20 protein-coding genes and 1 pseudogene are annotated in these 21,395 nt (G+C 67.4%); 14 read left to right on the forward strand and 7 right to left on the reverse strand.

Annotated features, from left to right (window positions below; all coding sequences use genetic code 11):
- Positions 1-10 precede the first annotated feature (10 nt).
- The 3 genes from QM693_RS01925 to QM693_RS01935 form a co-directional block, all read right to left on the reverse strand.
- Entirely contained in the window at positions 11-1,414 is a 1,404-nt protein-coding gene (locus QM693_RS01925; RefSeq protein ID WP_280779745.1) for a WS/DGAT/MGAT family O-acyltransferase, read from the reverse strand.
- Positions 1,415-1,646: 232 nt separating this feature from the next.
- The gene (locus tag QM693_RS01930) at positions 1,647-2,018 is read right to left on the reverse strand and encodes a hypothetical protein (protein WP_283332250.1); all 372 of its coding nucleotides are present in this window, start codon (positions 2,016-2,018) and stop codon (positions 1,647-1,649) included.
- Between the two features lie 85 nt (positions 2,019-2,103).
- Positions 2,104-2,391: a hypothetical protein gene (locus QM693_RS01935; protein WP_283351179.1), complete on the reverse strand. Its 288-nt coding sequence runs from the start codon at positions 2,389-2,391 to the stop codon at positions 2,104-2,106.
- Between the two features lie 386 nt (positions 2,392-2,777).
- Here QM693_RS01935 and QM693_RS01940 point away from each other — a divergent pair, with 386 nt between their 5' ends.
- A complete protein-coding gene (locus QM693_RS01940) occupies positions 2,778-3,254 on the forward strand; it encodes an SRPBCC family protein (protein WP_283351180.1) in 477 nt (158 codons plus the stop codon).
- A 24-nt stretch (positions 3,255-3,278) separates the two neighbouring features.
- Here QM693_RS01940 and QM693_RS01945 read toward each other — a convergent pair whose 3' ends face one another.
- Positions 3,279-3,821 (reverse strand): hypothetical protein, encoded by a 543-nt coding sequence (locus tag QM693_RS01945; protein WP_283351181.1) that lies wholly within the window; start codon positions 3,819-3,821, stop codon positions 3,279-3,281.
- Between the two features lie 326 nt (positions 3,822-4,147).
- A complete protein-coding gene (locus QM693_RS01950; RefSeq protein WP_283351182.1) occupies positions 4,148-5,146 on the reverse strand; it encodes an SDR family oxidoreductase in 999 nt (332 codons plus the stop codon).
- Between the two features lie 145 nt (positions 5,147-5,291).
- Between QM693_RS01950 and QM693_RS01955 the strand changes: the two genes are divergently transcribed.
- The 12 genes and pseudogenes from QM693_RS01955 (at position 5,292) to QM693_RS02010 (ending at position 17,635) form a co-directional block, all read left to right on the forward strand.
- Positions 5,292-6,149 carry a helix-turn-helix transcriptional regulator gene (locus tag QM693_RS01955; protein WP_283351183.1) on the forward strand — a complete coding sequence of 286 codons (858 nt, stop codon included), beginning with the start codon at positions 5,292-5,294 and terminating at the stop codon, positions 6,147-6,149.
- Between the two features lie 697 nt (positions 6,150-6,846).
- Entirely contained in the window at positions 6,847-7,209 is a 363-nt protein-coding gene (locus tag QM693_RS01960; protein ID WP_283351184.1) for a hypothetical protein, read from the forward strand.
- A gap of 157 nt (positions 7,210-7,366) precedes the next feature.
- Positions 7,367-7,983: pseudogene (locus QM693_RS37555) on the forward strand (hypothetical protein).
- A gap of 126 nt (positions 7,984-8,109) precedes the next feature.
- Positions 8,110-8,490, forward strand: coding sequence for a decarboxylase (locus QM693_RS01970; protein WP_283351186.1), 381 nt, complete (start codon positions 8,110-8,112; stop codon positions 8,488-8,490).
- Between the two features lie 48 nt (positions 8,491-8,538).
- Entirely contained in the window at positions 8,539-9,243 is a 705-nt protein-coding gene (locus tag QM693_RS01975) for a TetR/AcrR family transcriptional regulator (RefSeq protein WP_283351187.1), read from the forward strand.
- Between the two features lie 8 nt (positions 9,244-9,251).
- A complete protein-coding gene (locus QM693_RS01980) occupies positions 9,252-10,178 on the forward strand; it encodes an ABC transporter ATP-binding protein (protein WP_283351188.1) in 927 nt (308 codons plus the stop codon).
- The gene (locus tag QM693_RS01985) at positions 10,175-11,812 is read left to right on the forward strand and encodes an ABC transporter permease (protein WP_283351189.1); all 1,638 of its coding nucleotides are present in this window, start codon (positions 10,175-10,177) and stop codon (positions 11,810-11,812) included. The genes QM693_RS01980 and QM693_RS01985 overlap by 4 nt, the downstream gene beginning before the upstream one ends.
- Positions 11,813-11,839: 27 nt before the next feature.
- Positions 11,840-12,592 (forward strand): IclR family transcriptional regulator, encoded by a 753-nt coding sequence (locus QM693_RS01990; protein ID WP_280784769.1) that lies wholly within the window; start codon positions 11,840-11,842, stop codon positions 12,590-12,592.
- A gap of 155 nt (positions 12,593-12,747) precedes the next feature.
- On the forward strand, positions 12,748-12,900 hold the full coding sequence (locus QM693_RS01995) for a hypothetical protein (RefSeq protein ID WP_005256569.1): 153 nt from the start codon (positions 12,748-12,750) through the stop codon (positions 12,898-12,900).
- 142 nt (positions 12,901-13,042) lie between these two features.
- Positions 13,043-14,014 (forward strand): PDR/VanB family oxidoreductase, encoded by a 972-nt coding sequence (locus tag QM693_RS02000; RefSeq protein WP_283351190.1) that lies wholly within the window; start codon positions 13,043-13,045, stop codon positions 14,012-14,014.
- Positions 14,015-14,044: 30 nt separating this feature from the next.
- Positions 14,045-15,247 (forward strand): cytochrome P450, encoded by a 1,203-nt coding sequence (locus QM693_RS02005; RefSeq protein ID WP_283351468.1) that lies wholly within the window; start codon positions 14,045-14,047, stop codon positions 15,245-15,247.
- A gap of 108 nt (positions 15,248-15,355) precedes the next feature.
- The gene (locus QM693_RS02010; RefSeq protein WP_283351191.1) at positions 15,356-17,635 is read left to right on the forward strand and encodes a glycoside hydrolase family 3 C-terminal domain-containing protein; all 2,280 of its coding nucleotides are present in this window, start codon (positions 15,356-15,358) and stop codon (positions 17,633-17,635) included.
- 7 nt (positions 17,636-17,642) lie between these two features.
- Here the strand turns inward: QM693_RS02010 and QM693_RS02015 are convergent, their stop codons facing one another.
- Both QM693_RS02015 and QM693_RS02020 read right to left on the reverse strand, forming a co-directional pair.
- Complete coding sequence (locus QM693_RS02015) at positions 17,643-18,317, reverse strand: GntR family transcriptional regulator (RefSeq protein ID WP_283351192.1); 675 nt, start codon at positions 18,315-18,317, stop codon at positions 17,643-17,645.
- 118 nt (positions 18,318-18,435) lie between these two features.
- Positions 18,436-19,797, reverse strand: coding sequence for a dicarboxylate/amino acid:cation symporter (locus tag QM693_RS02020; RefSeq protein WP_105418692.1), 1,362 nt, complete (start codon positions 19,795-19,797; stop codon positions 18,436-18,438).
- Positions 19,798-19,914: 117 nt separating this feature from the next.
- Here QM693_RS02020 and QM693_RS02025 point away from each other — a divergent pair, with 117 nt between their 5' ends.
- Entirely contained in the window at positions 19,915-21,363 is a 1,449-nt protein-coding gene (locus tag QM693_RS02025; RefSeq protein ID WP_283332309.1) for an aspartate ammonia-lyase, read from the forward strand.
- Positions 21,364-21,395: the final 32 nt, after the last annotated feature.

Here is a 21,395-nt window from a genome sequence, read left to right on the forward strand (position 1 = left end):
TCCGCCGAGGTCACAGTCCGACGGCGGTCTCGAGGAGATCGAGTTCGGCGTCGAGCTGATCGAGCATGGGGTGCAGATCCGGGACGGTGCGGCGGCAACCGGTGAGGCCGAAGACGATCTGGTCGTCGCTGCTGGTGCACGTGATGTTGAGTGCCTGCCCGGTGGTGGGGATGGAGAGCGGGTAGAGGGATTCGAGCCGGGCCCCGTTCCAGTACAACGGGGTTCGGGGGCCGGCGACGTTGGAGATGACGACGTTGAACGGTGGCCGCAGCGGGCCGCGGCGGCCGAGGAACATCTCGACTCCGAGCGGGGCGGCGCCGAGGGCGCTCATCGCGAGCACCTGGGCGGGACTCATCGCCTGGAGGGCCGCCTTGCCCTCGTTCATGCAGTTGCGCACGGTCTCGAGGCGGTGCGCGGGGTCGGGGAGGTGGGTGGCCAGGTTGCACATGAGCACTCCCACCCGATTGCCTCCGGCCCCGGTATTCGGCGCGCGGAGGGAGACGGGGACCATCGCGATCAGCGGATTGTCCGGTAACGCGTCGCGGGTGTGCAGATAGGCACGGAGGGTGCCCGCGCACATCGTCAGCACGATGTCGTTGATGGTGGCGTCGGCGTGCTTGGCCAGCAGGCGGATCCGTTCGAGGGGGAAGGACCGGGCGGCGACGTGCCGGGCTCCGCTGATCGGCACGTTGAACAGGGTGTGCGGTGCGGTCAGCGACACCGCACCACCCTTGCCGTGAAGGGCGCGATCCACGGTGCCGACCGCTGCGGGCAGGAGTCCGGCCACCTCGCCGACCGCGGCGCGGGCGGCGTCCCACGCCATCGCGGGCAGTGCCGAGCCGAGCCCACCCGAAACCGCGACGCCCGCGTCCGGCACGGCCGTCAGCGGGTTGCGGGGTTGCCACGGTGTGGGCATGTTCCGACGATGCGGGTCCTCGCTCATGCTGTCGCGGAGCAGCCTCATCGCGGATGCACCGTCAGCGAGGGCGTGGTGGATCTTGGTGTAGATCGCGTAGCGGCCGTCGGCGAGGCCCTCGATCAGGTGCATCTCCCACAGGGGGCGGCTGCGGTCGAGCAGGGTGCCGTGCAGCCTCGACACCAGGGTCATCAGTTCGGCCATTCCGCCCGGCTGAGGCAGGGCGTCCCGGCGCACGTGGTGTTCCAGGTCGACCTCGTGGTGCGGGAGGGTGTCCCAGCCCCACTGGCCGAGCGACGTCACCGAACGGCGGGCCCGCTTACGGAACGGCACCGCCACCTGGTCACCGACCAGCGCGGCATCGAACATCGCGCGCACATCGGCCGCGGACGCCCCCTCGGGTGGAGTGAACACCGCCAAGCCGCCGACGTGCATCGGATGCTCGCGGGACTCGCCGAGCAGAAACAGTGAATCGGTCGGTGCCATCGGCAACAGCATGTGGTGTCCTTACCGTTCCCGAACCCGGATCCACCTGCGCGGATCCGCTCCCCCCGGAACTGTTGTTCATGTCTGTGTAGTGGTGTCGCAAAGTAACGTTTAGATGTGGTTCATATCACAAACCGGTCTCGCTGTTTATGTTCTACAGCACAGTCACGCTTTCCGCCACATGCACAAATGTCCAACAGGGACGAATGCCGACAGTTCTTCCGTTCCGGGCTGTCGGCGGCGCTCAGAGTTCGATGTACAGGAAGTTGTCGGCCCAATTCGTTTCGCCGCTCGTCGTCGCGAAGTAGAAGATCCGCTCCGAGAATCCGCAATCGAAGTATTCGGCGATCTTCGATTCGCCGGGGGCGAGCGTGCCGAGGCTTCTGCTCTCGTAAACGAGCGGCGTGTGGACCGTGACTCCGGTGGCGGTCCCGTCGCCCTCGTTCGTGACACGCACGGCGCACGCGTTGACACCCTCGGCGTTCGCTTGCGCTATCACGAGGTCGGGTCCGTCGCCGAGGGAGCCGAACGGAGCGGCGGACGCCGTTGCCGCCCCGGCAGTCATCAGTCCCGCGAGCATGGCTCCCACTGCTGCCGTACGTCGAAAATTGCGCATGGTTGTGCCCTTTCCTTGGTTGTCCGGATTGTCTCGATCGGTACGCTACTGTCGCCCACCCGCCCGTGGCGTGCACCGGGTGCGCTCACATCGTCGGGGCGGCGTCCCTCGTAGGTGGCGGGGCGCCGTTGCGGATGCGGGCGAGTTCGGACCGGGCAAACGCGACACGGTCGGTGTCCGCGCCGCGGGCACCGGCAAGTTCGTCGGCGAGCTCGTCGGCGGCGTCGAGGACATGTACGGCGCGGGTCCGCTCCATTCGACCGGCTCCGGCCTTGCGGAACGCCTTTCGCGCCTTGCGGTCGCCGCACATCGCCTCGAGTTCGGCGGCGGTCAGCACGCCCCGGGCGACCTCGGGCGCCACGCTCGCGCGCAAGAATTGGCGTTCTGTCGGGCCGTCATCGCGAAGCCTTTGATCGCGACTGCCATGCGATGACGATGACTGCGAACTTCAGCACGAAGAGCAACGTCGTGTGCCCCCGCACCAGAGCACCCATGGAGTCCCACACCCCGTGCAACAGCATCGCGGTCGCTCGATCCTTGTTCCAGTTGTCACGGTCACCATCCCTCGATGGACATTTGTTCAGAACATACGGGCTCGACTCCGGATCCGCGATCCAGACGTCGGCCGGTTCGCGAACTCGATACACGTTGATCTCCGTGTCGCCGGGAAGTCGATCACCCCTCCACAGACCGACTTGCCGCGCGTGCGAAGAGACATGGTGCTCGGGATCTGCGGACGTCTCATGGTTGGATCGAGTTATGACTGAGGAGAACGGAATTCCCACCGTGGTGACCGTCGGCCGCATAATCGCAGCCTCGGCACCGACGGTCTTCGAACTGATTGCCGACCCGGCGCAGCAGCCGCGTTGGGACGGCAACGACAACCTGGTCGAGGCCGCCGCCGGGCAGCGGGTGCGCGCCGTCGGTGACGTGTTCACCATGACGCTCACCAACGGCGGCATCCGCGACAACCACGTGGTGGAATTCGAGGAGGGGCGCCTGATCGCCTGGCTGCCCTCGGTGCAAGGCGATCAGCCGCCGGGTCATCTGTGGCGTTGGGAACTCGACCGAGTCGATGAGGCGAGCGTCCGCGTCACGCATACCTACGACTGGTCGCGATTGACCGACGAGAAACGCCTCGAGCGCGCCCGGGCCACCACGTCGGACATGCTTCTGGCCTCAGTCGACAGGCTTGCCGAACTCGCCGAGGCGAACGGCGAACGGCCCCTCGCCTGACCTGTAGCCGAGGGGCGTCCGAGGTCACCGGCCGGGCACGACGGAAATCGTTCCCTGGCAAACGGCGTTCTGCGAATTGACGAACCACCATCCCGCGCCGGTCTGGACGGTCACGGTGAACGCCACCGTCCCGGTTCCCGTCCACGTTCGGTTGATCGGGATGCCGGGTTTCTGCTGCCAGGCCGCCTCATCGCTGACGCTGTGTCCGGTCGCGCCGGTTGTCGTGTTGTGCCAGTCGACCGACACCCGCGTGCCGTACCAGTTGACGCCGATGCTCGGGATGAGACCGCCGGGCGGCGTCGGCAGTTCGTTGCCGCCGCTGAGCAGGATTGCCGGCTCCAGTGCAGGCCCACCCGGTCGCAGCGACTCCCCGGACGCGGCGTTGATGGTCCACGTGAACGGCGGTGCCCAGACGAGGGGATTCGCACTCGAGCACGTCATCGTCGTCGATGTCGGTGGCGCGGGCTGAGCACTCGCAACAGCGCCTCCTCCGGTCGCCACCGCGGTTCCCAGTCCGACAGCAGTGAGTGCCGCAGCACAGACCCGTCGTCCCAGCTGCTTGTTCATCAGCGCTCCATTCCTTCGTTACCACGAGAATTGAGACGTCCGTCGCCCCCCATTCCATTTCGGCAGCGGGACAGGATCTGTTACAAATCGTGCAAACTGGACCGCCACTCACGCAGCTGTATTCGGCAACCAGCCGCAGGGAGGCCCTCAGACTCTCCCTGCGGTATCGGCGACAACCGATACATCGACGGCGGCTACCGACGCAACGAGAATGCCTATCTGGCAGCCGGATACACGTTCGCTCGGGGCGCGCAGGGCCTCGGCGTGTCGTGGAACACCGCGAATGACTGTGGCGGCGCGGCTCCCCGAGGGCGACCGCGAGGTGCTCACCGCGGTCGCCGGTTGTCAGGGCCTGTCGATCCGAGGCGGGGACGGGCGCTGTCGCCGGTCGGGAAGGAGGTGTGGGTGAGGTGCTCGGAGATCTGCCAGATGCGTGTGGCGTCGTCGTCGCTGCGAAGCCGGGAGTAGACGGACTGTTCGGCGGGCGGGCCGGACAGGTGACCGAGACCGCTGGGACCGTACAGGCGGGCGCCGCGCGCGGCCGGTGAGGTGGCGGCCAGCAGGGCCGGAAGCAGCGCGGTCTCTACCGTTCCGACGAGGATGCCGCGGCGGGAGAGAGCGTGGATGATGCGCCTGCCGGCGGTGTCTCGCCCGCGGCCGACCTCGGGGCGCGCGGCCAGGAGATTGGTGGGCGCTATGCCGGGGTGGGAAAGGTTGCTGGTGATCCCCCAGCCTCCTGCCTGGCTGCGCCGGTCCAGCTCGAGTCCGAACAGGCCGAGCGCGATCTTGGACTGGCTGTACGCGCGCTGGCCGTGGTAGGACCGTTCGCAGTTCAGGTCGTCCCAGTTGATGGCGTGCTGGTTCGCGGCGACACTGATCTGCGAGGTCACATGCGCGTGTCCCGCGCGCAGCAGGGGTAGTAGGTCGGCGACGAGCGCGAAGTGCCCCAGGTAATTGCTGCCGAATTGCAGCTCGAACCCGTCGGTGGTGGTCTGCCGGTCCGGGGGTGTCATCACGCCGGCGTTGTTGACGAGGATGTGGATCGGACGGTTCTCGTCGCGCAGCGTGGCGCCCAGCGCGGCGACCGAGCCCAGCGACGACAGGTCGAGGTCCCGCAGGGACAGGGCCGCTTCCGGGTGCTGCTGCTTGATCTTCGCGACCGCCGCGTCGCCCTTGCGAGGGTTGCGGACTGGCATGACGACCTCGGCGCCGGCGGCGGCGAGGCGCGCCGCCAGGCCCAGTCCGACGCCGTCGCTTGCGCCGGTGACCACGGCGAGTTTCCCGGAGAGGTCGGGGACGGTGATGTCCGGTCGTGTGCGTGTCATGTCCTGCTCCTGTTTTCTCTGCAATGTGGATGTGGTCTCAGGCTGCGCCCGATCCACCGAGACATCCACGGCCTGTCGATCCCAGGCAGCCCTCCGGTACCGAGGGCAGACTGAAACCAGAACTGGAAGCAAGGAGGAAGCAGTCGTGATCGATCGAGCGGGGCTCGCCGAGTTCCTGCGCCGCCGCCGAGAGTCCCTTCAACCTGAAGACGTCGGACTCCCGCGTGGGCAACGGCGCAGAACCGCTGGTCTGCGCCGCGAAGAAGTCGCCACGCTCTGCCACATCTCCGCCGACTACTACAGCCGGCTCGAGCGGGAGCGCGGCCCGCACCCGTCCGAGCAGATGATCGCCTCGATCGCGCAGGGGCTGCATCTGTCCCTCGACGAACGCGACCACCTGTTCCGCCTCGCCGGGCACAACCCACCCGCGAGAGGCGCGACCAGCGAACACATCAGTCCCGGCCTGCTCCGCATCTTCGACCGGCTCACCGACACCCCCGCCGAGGTCGTCACCGAGCTCGGCGAGACACTTCGGCAGACCCCGCTCGGCGTCGCGCTCACCGGCGACACCACCCGGTACACCGGTCCCGCCCGCAGCATCGGTTACCGGTGGTTCACCGACCCGGCCACCCGCGCGCTCTACCACCCCGACGACCACGCGCTGCACTCCCGCGTCTTCGCCTCCGGACTACGCGCGATGGTCACGCTCCGCGGCCCCAGATCACGGGCCGCTCACCTCATGGAACTGCTGCTCGCCCACAACGAAGAATTCCGCACCGTCTGGAACGAACACGAAATCGGCATCCATTACAACGGCGTCAAACGCTACATGCACCCCGAGGTCGGCGCCCTGGAACTGACCTGCCAGACACTTCTCGACCCCGACCAGTCGCACCTCCTTCTCGTCTACACCGCCATCCCCGGCAGCGAAAGCCACGAAAAACTACAGCTTCTCTCCGTCATCGGACCCCAGCACATCCCGCAGGCGCCCCCGAACGCGTGACCGACCTGACGATCACCGTCGTCCGAGCCCGATTCAAGGGGTGGAACTGCCCGCCAACGCGCCGGCAGTAACGGCCTACGGTGGCTCTCGATGTACAGGGCAGTTGCCCGATGCAGCGCGCGGGGTGTCAGGAGGTCGGCAGTGGAGATCTGGTGTCGAAGACGGCGTGCACCTCTCGCACAAGTCGTTGTTCTGGCGGTGTTGATGTTCGGCCTTCTTGCGTTCAACGCATTTGCAGCGTCTGCGGCGTCAACCGACACGACGGGCGAGACCACAGTGCCGTTCCAGGTGTCGTCGCCCTATCTGTCTCGGTGTGGCGGGCTCGCCACGTGCATGCTCCCGTGGGTGGTCGCGATGACTCCCACAGCGACTTCGGGCGGGGAATCCGGAATGGTCGTGTTCGAAGCGCGAGAACCGATTCCCACAGGCGCGTACTGCGAGAGCGCGTGGGTGCATTGGCTCAACCTCGAAACCGGCGCTCGCGGGTCCGTCCTACTGGAACCGGGCGCCCTTTATTCGTGCGAACGTCGTTCGGCCGCGGTACGAACGGGAGCCGGTCAGGTTGTAGCGGTGGCAACGCTGAACTCTCCATGGCCCGTTCTCCATCCGGCCGGTGGGACGTTCGCCGTCCCCTGACGCGCGCGCGGAGGCACTCGAGCAGGCGGTGATTCAGCCAATGCGGCGATCGCGTCCCAACGTGAACGGAGTGCAAGTGAAAAGGTTTATCGCAGTGGCGATCTTATGCCTGATCCCGTTGGGCATCTGTGTGCCGGCGGCATTCGCCGACCCCGTCGATCCCGACCCGTTCGGTTACAAGGACCGGACATCCGACTTCGTCATACCTCTGGATCCCGGGGTGTTCGGAGCGAACGCAGGCAAATCGATCATCCTGAGTCCGTACGGCACGAGCCGGACGATCGAGTGTGCGTCCTTTCACGGGCAGAGTTGGTGTTGCCAGTTCGATCACGTCGGGAATGAACACGATCTGTACAAGATGAAGATTCCGACGGGGTCGACCGAGTGGGATTACCGCGGTGTCTGGATCTACAACCCGTTCTGACATCGACCCCGGTGAGCTTGCGGAACGGCCGAACGTAGCGAAGTGAGTGTCCGCGGCGCCCGGATCGGCGAGAATTAACGCCGTGCGAGTTCCGGTCGGTCAGCTACCAGTTGGCCACCCGACGAGGCATTGTCCCGAGCGACAGGGGGTATCGAGCATGGTGCAACGAGCGGAGCGGTACCGAGTGCGAAGGATCGGCAGTAGCGCGCCTCTCGCCATCCTCGCGATCATCCTGGCCGGAGTCTTTTTCGCGGGTGCGTGTGGGCAGCAGGACACGCAGTCTGACGCCGAATCGCAGCAGGACGCGACGACATCCGAGGCGATCCTGTTGCCTCAGGAGATTGTGGTGGGGTTGGACGTCGTCAGACGTACTTCCCGGAGATAGAACAACAGACGGCGACGAGTGAGAACTCCACTGCTTCCGGTACTCCCGACGCGACGCGAATGGTGATCTACGAAGGGGGCGACGGCAGAAGGGTGACCGTCTCCGTCGATCGATATCCCAGCGTCGACGCAGCCGCGACCGCATTCGAGCAAGCGATCGACAACAGCGAAGCCGTCCCGGGGTTCGTGGCGCTACCGGCGCCGGCCGACGTCGGCGACAAGGCCTTCGCCGGCTCCGTGACCCAGGGAGACGACACGCACATCGGGTACGGCGCGCTCGCCGGCGAGTACGTGATCGGGGTGACCTCGGCCGGCTATCCGGCGACCACCGAGAACGTCGAGAAGCTGGCCGGTCTCACACACGACGCGGTCGAGAAGGCAACGGCATAGGGAAGGCGACCCCGCGGCGCCACACCGCGTCAGGATCGCGGCCCGCGGAGTCATAGTGCCGTCAAGAACGGCCGCGACGTCGCGTGGCGGGGGTAGATCTGGAACTGAATCCCCGAGGAGGTTCCGATGACGCTTCGTCTTCCCCACCCGTTCGTGCACGAGCAGCCACGGCAGAACATCGTGCTCGACCCTTCGGCGCTCGGCCCGGGGGTCGAGGACGCGCTGCGTGCGGTGATGGAACAGCCGCAACTGCGGCTGATCGGTTTCCGCTGCACAGCCGGTTCCGGGGCCATCGACGACGCGATCGGGCTGATGGAACAGGTCCGGCGCGACTACGGGGTGATCCTGACTGAACTGGTCCTCCAGGGCGCAGACCGGGCCGATCTGCGGGAGGTCGTCGACGAGGCCCTGGACGAGGCGTGCGCCCGCAATCGGTATCCCCGCCCGAGCGTCGTGTTCACCGGACACCCGGCCGAGCCGGAACTCCCCGCGTTGACGAAATCTTGACGCCCTCACCCCTTGCGCTCGGTTGAACGCGCGTTTAGCGTATTAAACATGCGTTCAACCAGTGCCGGTTCCGAGGTCCCGCAACCCGATCTGACCACGCGTGCCCGAGTGCGCGACGCGGCCATCACGGTGTTCGGCAATCACGGCTTCAGTACCGGTGTACGGGCGATCGCCACCGCAGCCGGGGTGTCACCCGGTCTGGTGATTCACCACTTCGGTTCGAAGGACGGCCTGCGCGCCGAATGCGACGACCACGTCCTGCGGATCATCCGGGAGCAGAAGGCGGAGGCGATTTCGACCCCCGGGCCGGCGGGCACAATGCACGCCCTCGCCGAGATCGAGCAGTACGCCCCGCTCGTCGCGTACATCGTGCGGAGTTTCCAGGCGGGTGGAGGTCTCGGCGAGTCCCTCTTCGAGCACATGGTGGAAGACACCGAGCAGTATCTCGCGATGGGCGTGGCGGCCGGAACTGTCCGGCCCAGCCGCAACCCGAAGGCGAGGGCGCGCTACCTCACCCTCTACAACGTCGGCGCCATGCTGCTCTACCTGCAGATGCGCGCCGACAAGGAAACTCCGCTCGATTACGCCACGGCCATCCGCGACCTCGCCACCGACGTCACGCTGCCCGCCCTCGAGATGTACACCGAGGGCCTGCTGCCGGATTCGTCGACGCTCGAGGCATATCTGGCCACCGAAGACGGCGCCGCGCAGGCGGGCGCGGCTCCCTCAGAACATACCGACTCCCCGAACTAGGAGCAGCTATGAGTGCGATCATCGAAGTGCGCAACCTGGTCAAGACGTTCGGACGAACCCGGGCGTTGGACGGACTCGACCTCGAGGTCGGTGAAGGGGAGGTGCACGGGTTCCTCGGGCCGAACGGCGCCGGCAAATCCACCACCATCCGCGTCCTCCTCGGCAGCCTGCACTCCGACAGCGGTGAGGCCACCGTGTTCGGCCGCGACCCGTGGCGCGACGCCGTCGCCCTGCACCTCGACATGGCGTACGTCCCCGGCGACGTGACCCTGTGGCCGTCGTTGTCCGGCGGTGAGACCATCGACCTCCTCGCGCGGATGCGCGGCGGTCTGGACGAGCCCCGCAAGCAGGATCTGATCGAGCGTTTCGACCTCGACCCGCGGAAGAAGGGTCGGGCGTATTCGAAGGGCAATCGTCAGAAGGTGGCATTGGTGTCGGCGTTCTCGTCCGACGCTCGCCTGCTGCTGCTCGACGAACCGACGTCGGGCCTGGATCCGTTGATGGAACAGGTCTTCCGTGAGTGCGTCGCCGAGGCCCGCGACCGCGGTGTGACGGTGCTGCTGTCCAGTCACATCCTGTCCGAGGTGGAGGCGCTGTGTGAGCGGGTCACCATCATCCGGGCGGGACGGACGGTCGAATCCGGGACACTGGCGTCGATGCGGCATCTCAGCCGTACGTCGATCACCGCCGAACTTCTCGGTGACCCCGGCGATCTGAGCCGCATCGACGGCGTGGCGGACATCCAGTTCGACGGATCGACGCTGCGCTGCCAGGTCGACAGCGAACATCTCGGCGAGCTCATCCGGGTACTCGGCGACACCGGGGTACGCAGCCTCGTCAGTCAGCCGCCGACCCTCGAAGAACTCTTCCTGCGGCACTACGAGATCGACGACGGTACGACGTCGTCCGACACGGTGGAGAAGGTGCGGGCATGAGTACCGCAACGGTGTCCCGCTACCGGCCCGTGGAACCGGCGCCGGTATCTTCCTCGGATTTCACGGGGACGCTGCACTTTCTGCGGTTGTTCCTGCGCCGGGATCGAATCGCGCTGCCGCTGTGGATCCTGATCTTCGCGTTCGCGCCCGCGCTGTACGTCGCGAGCATCGCCGACATCTACACCTCCGACGCCCAGTTGGCGGAGTTCGCGGCCACCACCGCGGCCAGCCCCGCGCAGATCGCCATGTACGGGCCGATCTTCAACTCCAGCCTCGGCTCGGTGGGCGTCTGGAAGGCCGGCATCTACTACACGCTGATCGGGCTGGTGGTGATCCTGACAGTCATCCGGCACACCCGCGCCGAGGAGGAGACCGGCCGGGCGGAGCTTCTCGACTCCACCTCCGTCGGACGGTACTCGGGCCTGACCGCGGCGCTGCTCCTCGCCGGCGGCGCGTCCGTCGTCACCGGGATCCTGTGTGCGGCAGCGTTGCTCGCCCGCGACCTTCCGGCGGGCGGTTCGGTCGCCTTCGGAACGTCACTGGCCTGCTCCGGTCTGGTGTTCACTGCGGTCGCCGCCGTTGCGGCGCAGGTGAGCACCGGCGCCCGCGTCGCACGCGGCGTCGCGTTGACGGTGCTCGGGGTCGCGTTCGCGCTGCGCGCGGTCGGTGACGCCGGGTCCGGCACCCTGTCGTGGTTGTCACCGCTCGGCTGGGATCTGCAGATCCGTCCGTATGCCGACGAACGCTGGTGGGTCGTCGTCCCCAGTCTCGTCACGGCAGTCGTACTCACCTGGGCGGCATACGCTCTCCTGCGTCGACGCGATGTCGGCGCCGGTCTGATCGCCGAACGCCCCGGCCCCACGGACGCGTCGCCGGCGCTCGCCGGAACTCTGGGACTGGCGTGGCGGATGCACCGCGGGACGCTCGCGGCCTGGACCGCCGGGCTCGGACTGTACGGCCTGCTCATCGGCAGCGCCGCGAAGGGGATCGGTGGCCAGGTCGGCGACAGCCAGACGATCCGGGACATCATCACCCGGATGGGCGGCTCGCAGTCGCTGGAGGAATCGTTCATCGGCTACGCGTTCACGATGCTCGCGGTCGCCGCCGCGGCCTACGCGATCTCCGCGTCGTTGCGGCTGTACTCCGAGGAGAACGCCCAGCGCCTCGAACCCGTGACAGCCGGTTCCGTCGGCCGCGTCCGGTGGGCGTCGAGTCACATCCTGTTCGCGCTGCTCGGACCTGCGGTCGCGATGATCGTGGCCGGAGCGGCCGCCGGACTCACGTACGGCGCATCCATCGGCGACGTGGGAGGAGCCCTGCCCGACGTGATCGGGGCGGCGCTCGTGCAACTTCCCGCGATCTGGATGCTCGCCGGCGTGACGGTCCTGCTGTTCGGTGTGGTCCCGCGGTTCACGCCGGTGGCGTGGGGCGTGCTCGTCGCGTTCCTCCTGATCTTCATGGTCGGGTCGATCGCGCAGTTCCCGCAGGCGGTGCTGAATCTGGAGCCGTTCAGCCACGCCCCGAAGCTGCCGGGTGGGCAGTTCGAGGCGACGCCGATCGTGTGGCTGCTCCTGATCACGGTGGTGCTGCTCGTGGTGGGCGTGGCGGCGTTCCGGCGGCGCGACCTGCGCTGAGCGCCGGCCGGTGTGCACACTGAACTCATGGCACGTGTGCACACCGGCGAATCCGTCCTGGCCCGGACGGTGCGGATAGTCGAATCGTTCCGTTCGGACGACTCGCTGCTCACGGTGTCCGAGATTGCGCGACGGTCCGGTCTCCACATCTCCACGACGTCGCGGTTGATCGACGAGCTGGTGGGGTGCGGCTGGCTCGAGCGTGAGGACCGGAAGGTGCGGATCGGGGTCCGCCTGTGGGAGGTCGCGTCACGGGCGTCCCCGACCCTCGGGCTCAGGGAAGCGGCGATGCCGTTCATGGAGGACCTGCACGCCGTCGTCGGGCAGCACACTCAGCTCGGTGTCCTCGAAGGCGACGAGGTGTTGTTCATCGAGCGGCTCACGGCACCGGGCGCCGTGGTCAACTACACGCGCATCGCGGGCCGGATGCCACTCCACGTGTCCTCGTCCGGGCTGGTCCTGCTCGCGCACGGACCGTCGGAGCTGCAGGAACGCATCCTGAGCGAACCGTTGAAGGTGTATACCGACAACACGATTCGCACGGCACGACAGCTGCGGGGTGTCCTCGCCGACGTGCGCCGGCACGGCTACATCCTCTGCGCCGGCCACCTCTACCCGGACACCACGGGCGTCGCGGTCCCGGTGCGGGACGGCCACGGCAAGGTGGTCGCCGCGCTGTCGGTCATCGTGCCGAACGACGAGAAGGCGTACGCGCAGATCCCCGCGCTCCAGGCGGCGGCGAAGGGCATCACCCGCGTGATGGCGGCGGCGTCGACATGAGGCAAGCCCAGGTGGCAGATTCCCACGGATTTGCCGGAATCCGGCGCAATTGCGCGGGCGGCTGACCAATGTCTGTGACGCTGTGCGCGGTGGACTATCCGCCCCGCCCGTGCCACGGTGGAATCGGAACCACTTCTCCCAGAAAGCGCAGCATCATGGAAAGCACCTCGCAACCCAGCCCCCGGGAATGCCCGGACTGCCACGCGCTCACCGCGGACCTCGAGGCACACAAACTCTGGCACTCGCGGCTCGTCCACGACATCGCCACCGCCGTCGACAAAGACATCAGCCGAAGGGCGCACACCTGATAACTCAGCCTCGGCGGCGTCCGGGCGGGCAGCCTCGTTGAGTGACCCCGGTAACATCCCGACTTTCAACTATTGAAAATGATCTGGCGGCTCACCCCCGGCTCGGAAGATCCTCGAACAAACGCGAGATCGAGGAGTCGAGATGCCACAGAACCCGGTTTGTTCCGGTGCGCCAGCGGACGCGGCGCTACAGGTTGTCGCCAAAGAGGTTGTCGCGGAGGGTGTTGTCGCGCTGACCCTGCGTCACCCCGACGGGCGGCGCCTGCCGGACTGGGCGCCGGGGGCCCACATCGACCTGCTGCTTCCGAACGGGCTGACGCGGCAGTACTCGCTGTGCGGCGACCGGTGGGACGCGTACAGCTACCGGGTCGGGGTGCTGCGGGAACCGGCGGGCCGGGGCGGGTCGGCGTACGTCCACGACGTACTCGCGGAGGGTGATCTCGTCGGGGTCGGCGGTCCGCGCAACAACTTCCCGCTCGTCCCCGCACCGAGGTACCTGTTCATCGCCGGCGGTATCGGGATCACCCCGCTGCTGCCGATGGTCCGCCAGGCGGAGCTGATGGGAATCGACTGGCAACTCCTGTACGGCGGCCGCACCCGCACGTCCATGGCGTTCCGGGACGAACTCGCCGCCTACGGCGACCGGGTGTCCGTCGTGCCTCGCGACGAGCAGGGCCACCTCGACATCCCCGCGTGTCTCGCCGCGGCCGCCGCCGACGCGAAGGTCTACGTCTGCGGGCCCGGGCTGCTGCTCGCCGCCGTCGAAAACTGCTGCGCGGATTGGCCTGTCGGTACGCTGCGGACCGAACGCTTCGTGCCGAAGGACACCGGCGCGCCGCTGCGCGACGAACCGTTCGAGGTCGAACTCGCGCGCTCCGGCCTCGCGGTGACGGTGACGCCCGGCGCCAGCGTCCTCGACGCCGTGCAGGCGGCCGGGGTCGACGTTCTGTCCTCGTGCCGCGAGGGCACGTGCGGGACCTGCGAGACCACCGTCCTTGCCGGTGCCCCCGACCACCGCGATTCCGTCCTCGACGACGAGGAGCGGTCCGCCGGCGACTGCATGCTCATCTGCGTTTCCCGGTCCTGCTCCGACCGCCTCGTGCTCGACCTCTGACACCCCCACCCCGAAGGACTCACCGTGACGATGTTCGCCCCCGCTCCCGCGTTGCCCGTCAGCGACGCCGACCCGTTCGCCCTCGACGTCCTGCAGGACCCGTTGCCGTTCCAGGAAAATCTGCGGGATGCCGGCCCCGTCGTGTACCTGCGGCGGTACGACGTCTTCGCGCTGGGCCGCTACGAGCAGGTCCATGCCGCGCTGACCGACTGGCAATCGTTCCAATCCGGTGCCGGGGTCGGCCTGAGCAACTTCCGGTACGAGACGCCGTGGCGTCCCCCGAGTGTCCTGCTCGAGGCCGACCCGCCGCACCACGACGCTCCGCGGGCGGTGCTGAGCAAGATTCTGGGCCCCCGCGCGCTGCAGAAACTGCGGGCAGCGTGGTTCCGGGACGCGGAGGCCCTCGTCGACCAGTTGCTCGCGAACACAACCGAATTCGACGCGGTCACCGACCTCGCCGCCGCGTTTCCGCTGCGGGTCTTTCCGGATGCCGTCGGCATTTCCGACGCCGGACGGGAGAACCTGCTGCCGTACGGGGATCACGCATTCAACAGTTTCGGTCCCGCCAACAGTCTGGTGGAGAAGGGAGCGCCGCGGGTGGCCGAACTGTCCGGCTGGGTGAAGGCGCAGTGTGCCCGCGACGCGCTCACCGGCGACGGCTTCGGTGCGCAGATCTGGGCGGCGGCGGACCGCGGTGACATCACGTACGAGCAGGCGCCGCTCGTCGTGCGCTCGTTGCTGACGGCGGGGGTGGACACCACGGTCAACGGTCTCGCGGCCGTGCTCTACGCGTTCGCGACGCATCCGGAGCAGTGGGCGAGGCTGCGCGAGAACCGCACGCTGGCCCGGACGGCGTTCGACGAGGCGGTCCGGTGGGAGTCGCCGGTCCAGACGTTCTTCCGCACTGCCACCCGCGACACCGAGATCGGCGGTGCGACCATCCCGGACGGCAAGAAGATCCTGATGTTCCTCGGCGCCGCGAACCGGGACCCCCGCAGGTGGGAGAACCCGGACGTGTTCGATCTCGGCCGCAACCCGTCGGGGCACGTGGGGTATGGGATGGGAATTCACCAGTGCGTCGGCCAGCACGTCGCCCGGCTCGAATCGGAGGCGCTGCTGACGGCGCTGGCGTCGCGGGTGGAGTCGCTGGAGATCGCCGGGCCGGTGCGCCGGCACCTGAACAACACGCTGCGGTCGTGGGAATCCGTGCCGGTCGCGGTGCGGCTGTCGTAGGCGGGAAAACCATACGTACGTATGTATTGGCACGGCGGAAAGTCGCACCGATTCGACGGTCCCCCCGATACGATGCTCCCGACCCCGGCCGCCACGGAGAGAGGGACCATGGACACTCGTTCGTCCGCATCCGCCGAACTCACCATCGAAGAGAAGGCCTCGCTCACCAGCGGTGAGAACTTCTGGGAGACAAAGGCGCTCGACCGGGTGGGTGTCCCCTCGATCTATCTCACCGACGGCCCACACGGAGTGCGGAAGCAGACCGGCGGCGGCGACCACCTCGGCATCGGCGACAGCGTGCCCGCGACGTGCTTCCCACCGGCGGTCGCGCTGGGTTCGACCTGGGACCCGGACCTGCTCGAGGCGGTCGGTCAGGCCCTCGGTGACGAGGCGAAATCCGAGGGCGTCGGGGTCCTGCTGGGGCCGGGTATCAACATCAAGCGTTCACCGCTCTGCGGCCGCAACTTCGAGTACCTGTCCGAAGACCCGATTCTGAGCGGCCGACTCGGTGCCGCCCTCGTCGACGGACTGCAGGGACGGGGGGTCGGCGCGTCGCTGAAGCATTTCGCCGCCAACAACCAGGAGACCGACCGGCTCCGGGTGAGCGCCGACATCGACGCGCGGCCCCTGCACGAGATCTACCTGCGCGGGTTCCGGCACGTGGTCGAGCACGCGGCTCCGTGGACGGTGATGTGCTCGTACAACCGCATCAACGGCGTCTACGCGTCGGAGAACCGGTGGCTACTCACCGACGTCCTCCGCGGCGAATGGGGTTTCGACGGGCTCGTCGTCTCCGACTGGGGTGCCGTGTCGAATCGGGTTGCCGCGCTCTCCGCCGGGCTCGATCTCGAGATGCCGTCGACCAACGGGGTCACCGACGCCCAGATCGTCGCCGCGGTCGAGTCCGGTGCCCTCGCGCAGTCCGCACTCGACACTGCGGCGGAAAGGGTGCTCGCGCTGGTCGAGAAGGTGCGGTCGAACCTCGATCCCTCCGCCGACTACGACCGCGACGCCCACCACGCCCTCGCCCGCGATGTCGCCGGCCGCAGTGTCGTGCTGCTGAAGAACGACGGAATCCTTCCGCTCGATCCCACAGCGAACACGACGATCGCCGTGATCGGCGAGTTCGCACGCACTCCGCGCTACCAGGGTGCGGGCAGTTCGCAGATCGTCCCGACCCGCCTCGACAACGCTCTCGACGAGATTCGGACGCTCGCCGCCGGCCCCGAGATCACGTTCGCGCCCGGATACTCACTCGATGAATCCGTCAGCGCGACAAATACACTGGTCGACGAGGCGGTGTCGCTGGCCGCCTCCGCCGATGTCGCCGTCGTGTTCCTCGGGCTCCCCGCGGAGGACGAGTCGGAGGGATTCGACCGGGAACACCTCGAACTGCCCGCGGCGCAGACCGAACTGCTCGACGCGGTGCTCGCGGCCAACCCGCGCGTCGTGGTCGTGTTGTCCAACGGCAGCGTCGTGCGAGTGTCGGGTTGGGCCGGGCGAGTCCCCGCGATCGTGGAGGGCTGGCTCCTCGGTCAGGCCGGTGGGGGAGCCGTCGCCGACGTGCTCTTCGGGGTGGTCAACCCGTCGGGCCGGCTGGCCGAGACGATTCCCGTTCGACTCGAGGACACCCCGGCGTACCTCGACTTCCCGGGCGAGGCGGGCCACGTGCGGTACGGGGAAGGCCTGTTCGTCGGCTACCGGTATCACGACAGCCGGGACGTGGCGGTGAGTTTCCCTTTTGGGCATGGCCTTTCGTACACCAGCTTCGACTATTCCGCCCCCGCCGCGACGCGGACCGCCGCCGGACTCGAGGTTGCGCTGACGGTCACGAACACCGGGCCCCGGGACGGACGTGAGGTGGTCCAGGTGTACGTCGGCGTCCCCGGTTCGGCAGTGACCAGGCCGGTGCGCGAGCTGAAAGGTTTCGCGAACGTCGACATCGCGGCCGGTGCGAGCGAATCCGTCCGGATCCCGATTCCGTTCGAGGACCTGGCGTACTTCGATGCGGCGCTGTCGCGGTGGGTCGTCGAAGGCGGCGACTACCGGGTGTGGGTCGGCGCCTCGTCGCGGGACCTGCGCGGGGAGGTGGTCGTGACGGTCGAGGGTGACGCACCCCTTCCGGTGCTCACGGCGGAGTCCACGATCGGTGAATGGCTGGCGCATCCGGTGGGGAGCGAGATCCTCGGGGAGGCGCTGGCGCAGACCGCCGCGTCGGGCGTGTTCGACGACCCGTCACTGCTGCGCATGGCCGCCTCGATGCCGCTGAACCGCGTCGCGGCATTCCCCGGCAGTCCGATCGGCACCGAGCAGTTGGATGCCTTGGTCCGGCGCGCCGAACGGCCGCCGCGGGTGATGACCGATCATGCCCGCGGCGGCCGTTCGTAGCGGCAGGTTACGAGGTGGACTCGTCGATGTCGAAGAGTTCGCCGATGAGGCCGCCGAGGAACCGTCGGTGTTGCGACGATATTTCGGCGGCCGCCGCTTCGTCCCGGGCCGCGCACAGTGTGATCAAGTTGTCGTGGTGTTCGATGGCGTCCTGCCAGCCGCGGAGACTGGAGAACTTGCGGTAGTAGATCCGGTGGATCTGCGGGTGCACCTGGTGCATGAGCCGTTTGAGCAGTGGGTTGCCTGCGGCGTCGACGATGACGCCGTGGAGAGTGTCGTCCGCAGCGAGGGCGGCACCGATGTTGTCGGTCTTGATCGCCTGCGCGAGGTCGTCGTTGGCGGTGCGCATCACGTCGATCATCTCGTCGGTGAGGTTGGGCACCCCCGTTTTCACGGCCAGTTGATCCAGGACCTCCATCACCGCCAGCGTTGCCTCGACATCGGCCCGGTTCAGCGGGGTGATCCGGGTGAAGGCGGCGGGTTTGGCCTCGACGAGTCCGGTGTCGATCAGCCGTGTCAGAGCCTCTCGCACCGGGGTGCGGCTCAGGCCCAGATGTTCGGCCAGCTCGCTGTCCTTGACCTTGGATCCGGGCGCGAGCTCACCGGTGACGATCGCGTCGCAGATCCGCTCGAACGCGACGTCGCTCATGCGGGGGCGCTCCACCGGATTATCACGCAACATACTGGATACTGTACTCTGCACGCCGCACGCTCCCGGGGGCCGCGTGGGTGAGTGCCTGGCGCCTTGTCGTGACGATACCGAGTGCGTCTTCGTCGACTGTCCATTGTCCGGGCCCCCGCTACCCATCCGCGTTGTGTCGCCCGGCGAGGACCTTGTCGCCGAGTTCGTCGCCCGGCGTTGCGGCGGACCGGCCGGCCTTCGCCTCGGCTTTCTCCTCGGACTTGTCGATCACTGATGCGGCGAGGGAGTTTCCGACGACGTTGACCGCGGTGCGGGCCATGTCGGCGATGAAGTCCACTCCGAGCAGGAGCGCGACGGCTTCGGCGGGCAGGCCGATGGTGTTACCTGCGGCGATGAGCACCACGATCGAGGCGGAGGCAACGCCGGCCATGCCCTTGGACAAGATGACCAGGACGCCGACCATCAGCAGCAGGGTGGGGATCGAGGTGTCGATGCCGTAGGCGTTGGCGAGGAAGACCAGGGCGACAGCCTGGTAGAGAACGGAGCCGTCGGTGTTGAACGAGTAGCCGAGCGGCACGACGAACGAGGTCGTCGAGCGGCTGACGCCGAGCCCCTCGAGCTTGAGCAGTAGCGGCGCGAGCACTGCCTCGGAGCTACGGGTGACGAACGCGAGGCCGACCAGATTTCCGATGGCCTTGAGCATCGTGACGTACTCGACGCGGAAGATCGCGGCGATGATCGGAAAGATGACGCCGAGGATGATCGCCATACCGACGTAGACGACGGCGAGGAAGCCGAGCAGGCTCGACAGGTTCCCGAACCCGTAGTGCGCGACGTCGTAGCTGATGAAGCCCAGGACCCCGAGGGGCGCGAGGCGAATGACGTAACCGACCACCTTGAACATCGCGCTGGCGAGTGAGTCGAGCACGGACGTCATCGGCTTCGACTGCTCACCGATCGCGGCGAGTGCGACGCCGACGAACCCGGCGAACACGATCACTGCCAGCAGGTTCCCCTCCGCGAAGGCGGCGAAGACGTTCTTGGGAACAGCGTGCAGGAGTAGTTCGTGGAAGTCGATGCCCTGCTCGAGGGTCTCGACGGACGCACCGTCGGCGCCGGCGACTGGGGCGCCGGAACCGATGTCGAGCAGCTTCGCAAGCGCGACGGCCATCAGCAGGATGATCGTGGTGACGACCTCGAAATACAGGATCGCCTTGGCGGCCATGCGCCCGACCTTCTTCGCCGAATCCATACGCGCGATGCCGAGCACGATGAGCGGGAAGACCAAGGGGACGACGATCATCTGAACCAGGTTGAGGAACACGTCGCCGGCCAGTTTGAGTTGCTCGCCGACGGCGGGGGCGAACGTGCCGATGAGTGCGCCGACGCCGACGGCGATCAGTGACTGCACGCCGATCGGCAGCTTCCAGAACTTCCACCACCTGCGTGGTGTGCGAGACGCGTCGGCGTCCTCGGGTGCGGTCGCGGAGTCAGCGGGGATGGCTCGGGTTGTCGTCATTCAACAGCTCCAATATATTGGATGTGGTGTACTGTTCGACAACAGTGATCGACGTCATAGTCCCTGTCAAGTAGAACGGCGAGTTGGGTGTTGGTGGAAAAGTTGAGCGACAGCGATGTGCGGATCGAGCACGATTCGATCGGAGATCTGGCGGTACCGGCGGGGGCGTACTACGGCGTCCACACCGCCAGGGCGATGGACAATTTCGCGATCACCGGGTCTGCCATCGGTCAGTACCCGGCACTGGTCGCGGCGTTGGCGACCGTGAAACAGGCTGCCTGCCTGGCGAACCGGGACCTGGGTCTCCTCGATGACCGGCGGGCCGATGCGATCGTGGCCGCGTGCACGGAGATTCGCGCCGGGGCACTGCTCGACCAGTTTCCGATCGATCCGATCCAGGGCGGGGCGGGCACCTCGTCGAACATGAACGTCAACGAGGTCATCGCGAACCGTGCACTCGAGATCCTCGGATTCGGGCGCGGCGCCTACACCGAACTCGACCCGCTCGCTCACGTGAACCTGGGTCAGTCCACCAACGATGTGTACCCGACCGCGATCAAGCTCGCGCTGGTCGAGCACCTCCGAATGTTGATCGCGTCGCTCGGTCGGCTCGCGGAGTCGTTCGAGCGCAAGTCGATCGAATTCGACGACATCGTCAAAATGGGTCGCACTCAGTTGCAGGACGCGGTACCGATGACCCTGGGGCAGGAGTTCGCCGCCTACTCGATCATGCTGAACGAGGACTGCGCCCGGCTCTCCGAGGGAGCGCTTCTGCTGCTGGAATCGAACCTCGGCGGCACCGCCATCGGCACGGGGATCAACGGACATCCCGAGTACTCCGCGCTCGCCTGCAACTACTTGCGCGAGCTGACCGGTGAACCGGTCGTCCCGGCCGGCAATCTGATCGAGGCAACCCAGGACTGCGGAGCATTCGTGCAGGTCTCCGGAATCCTCAAACGTGTCGCCGTGAAACTGTCCAAGACGTGCAACGACCTGCGGCTCACCTCCTCCGGGCCGACCGCCGGACTCGGTGAGATCAATCTGCCTCCGGCCCAAGCCGGTTCGTCGATCATGCCCGGCAAGGTCAACCCGGTCATCCCCGAAATGGTGAACCAGGTCGCGTTCGAGGTGATCGGCAACGATCTGACGGTCACGATGGCCGCCGAGGGTGGGCAACTCCAGCTCAACGCGTTCGAACCCGTGATCGTCTACAGCCTGCTGCGCTCGACGACGCACCTGGCCGCGGCATCGGACACCCTGGCGGTGAAGTGCGTCGACGGGATCACCGCCAACCGCGACCACCTCGAGCGGGGTGTTCGGCGCTCGATCGGCATCGTCACCGCGCTCTCGCCGTTCATCGGCTATGCCGCCAGCGCGGATATCGCCAAGAGGGCGCTGGCGACCGGCGCCTACGTCGGCGACCTCGCCGTCGACGACGGTCTGCTCACTCGCGCGCAGGTCGATGACATCCTGTCCCCCCGGCGACTCGCCGGCCTGCTCACCGCGCCCACCGTGGACAGCGAATTCTCCGCACTCGACCATCTCACCGGTGTCGCCGCGCACTGATCGACGCTTCACAACCAGCACCTCGAATACAG

The organism is Rhodococcus sp. IEGM 1305 (genome assembly GCF_030058635.1).
Lineage (GTDB): Bacteria > Actinomycetota > Actinomycetes > Mycobacteriales > Mycobacteriaceae > Rhodococcus_F > Rhodococcus_F opacus_D.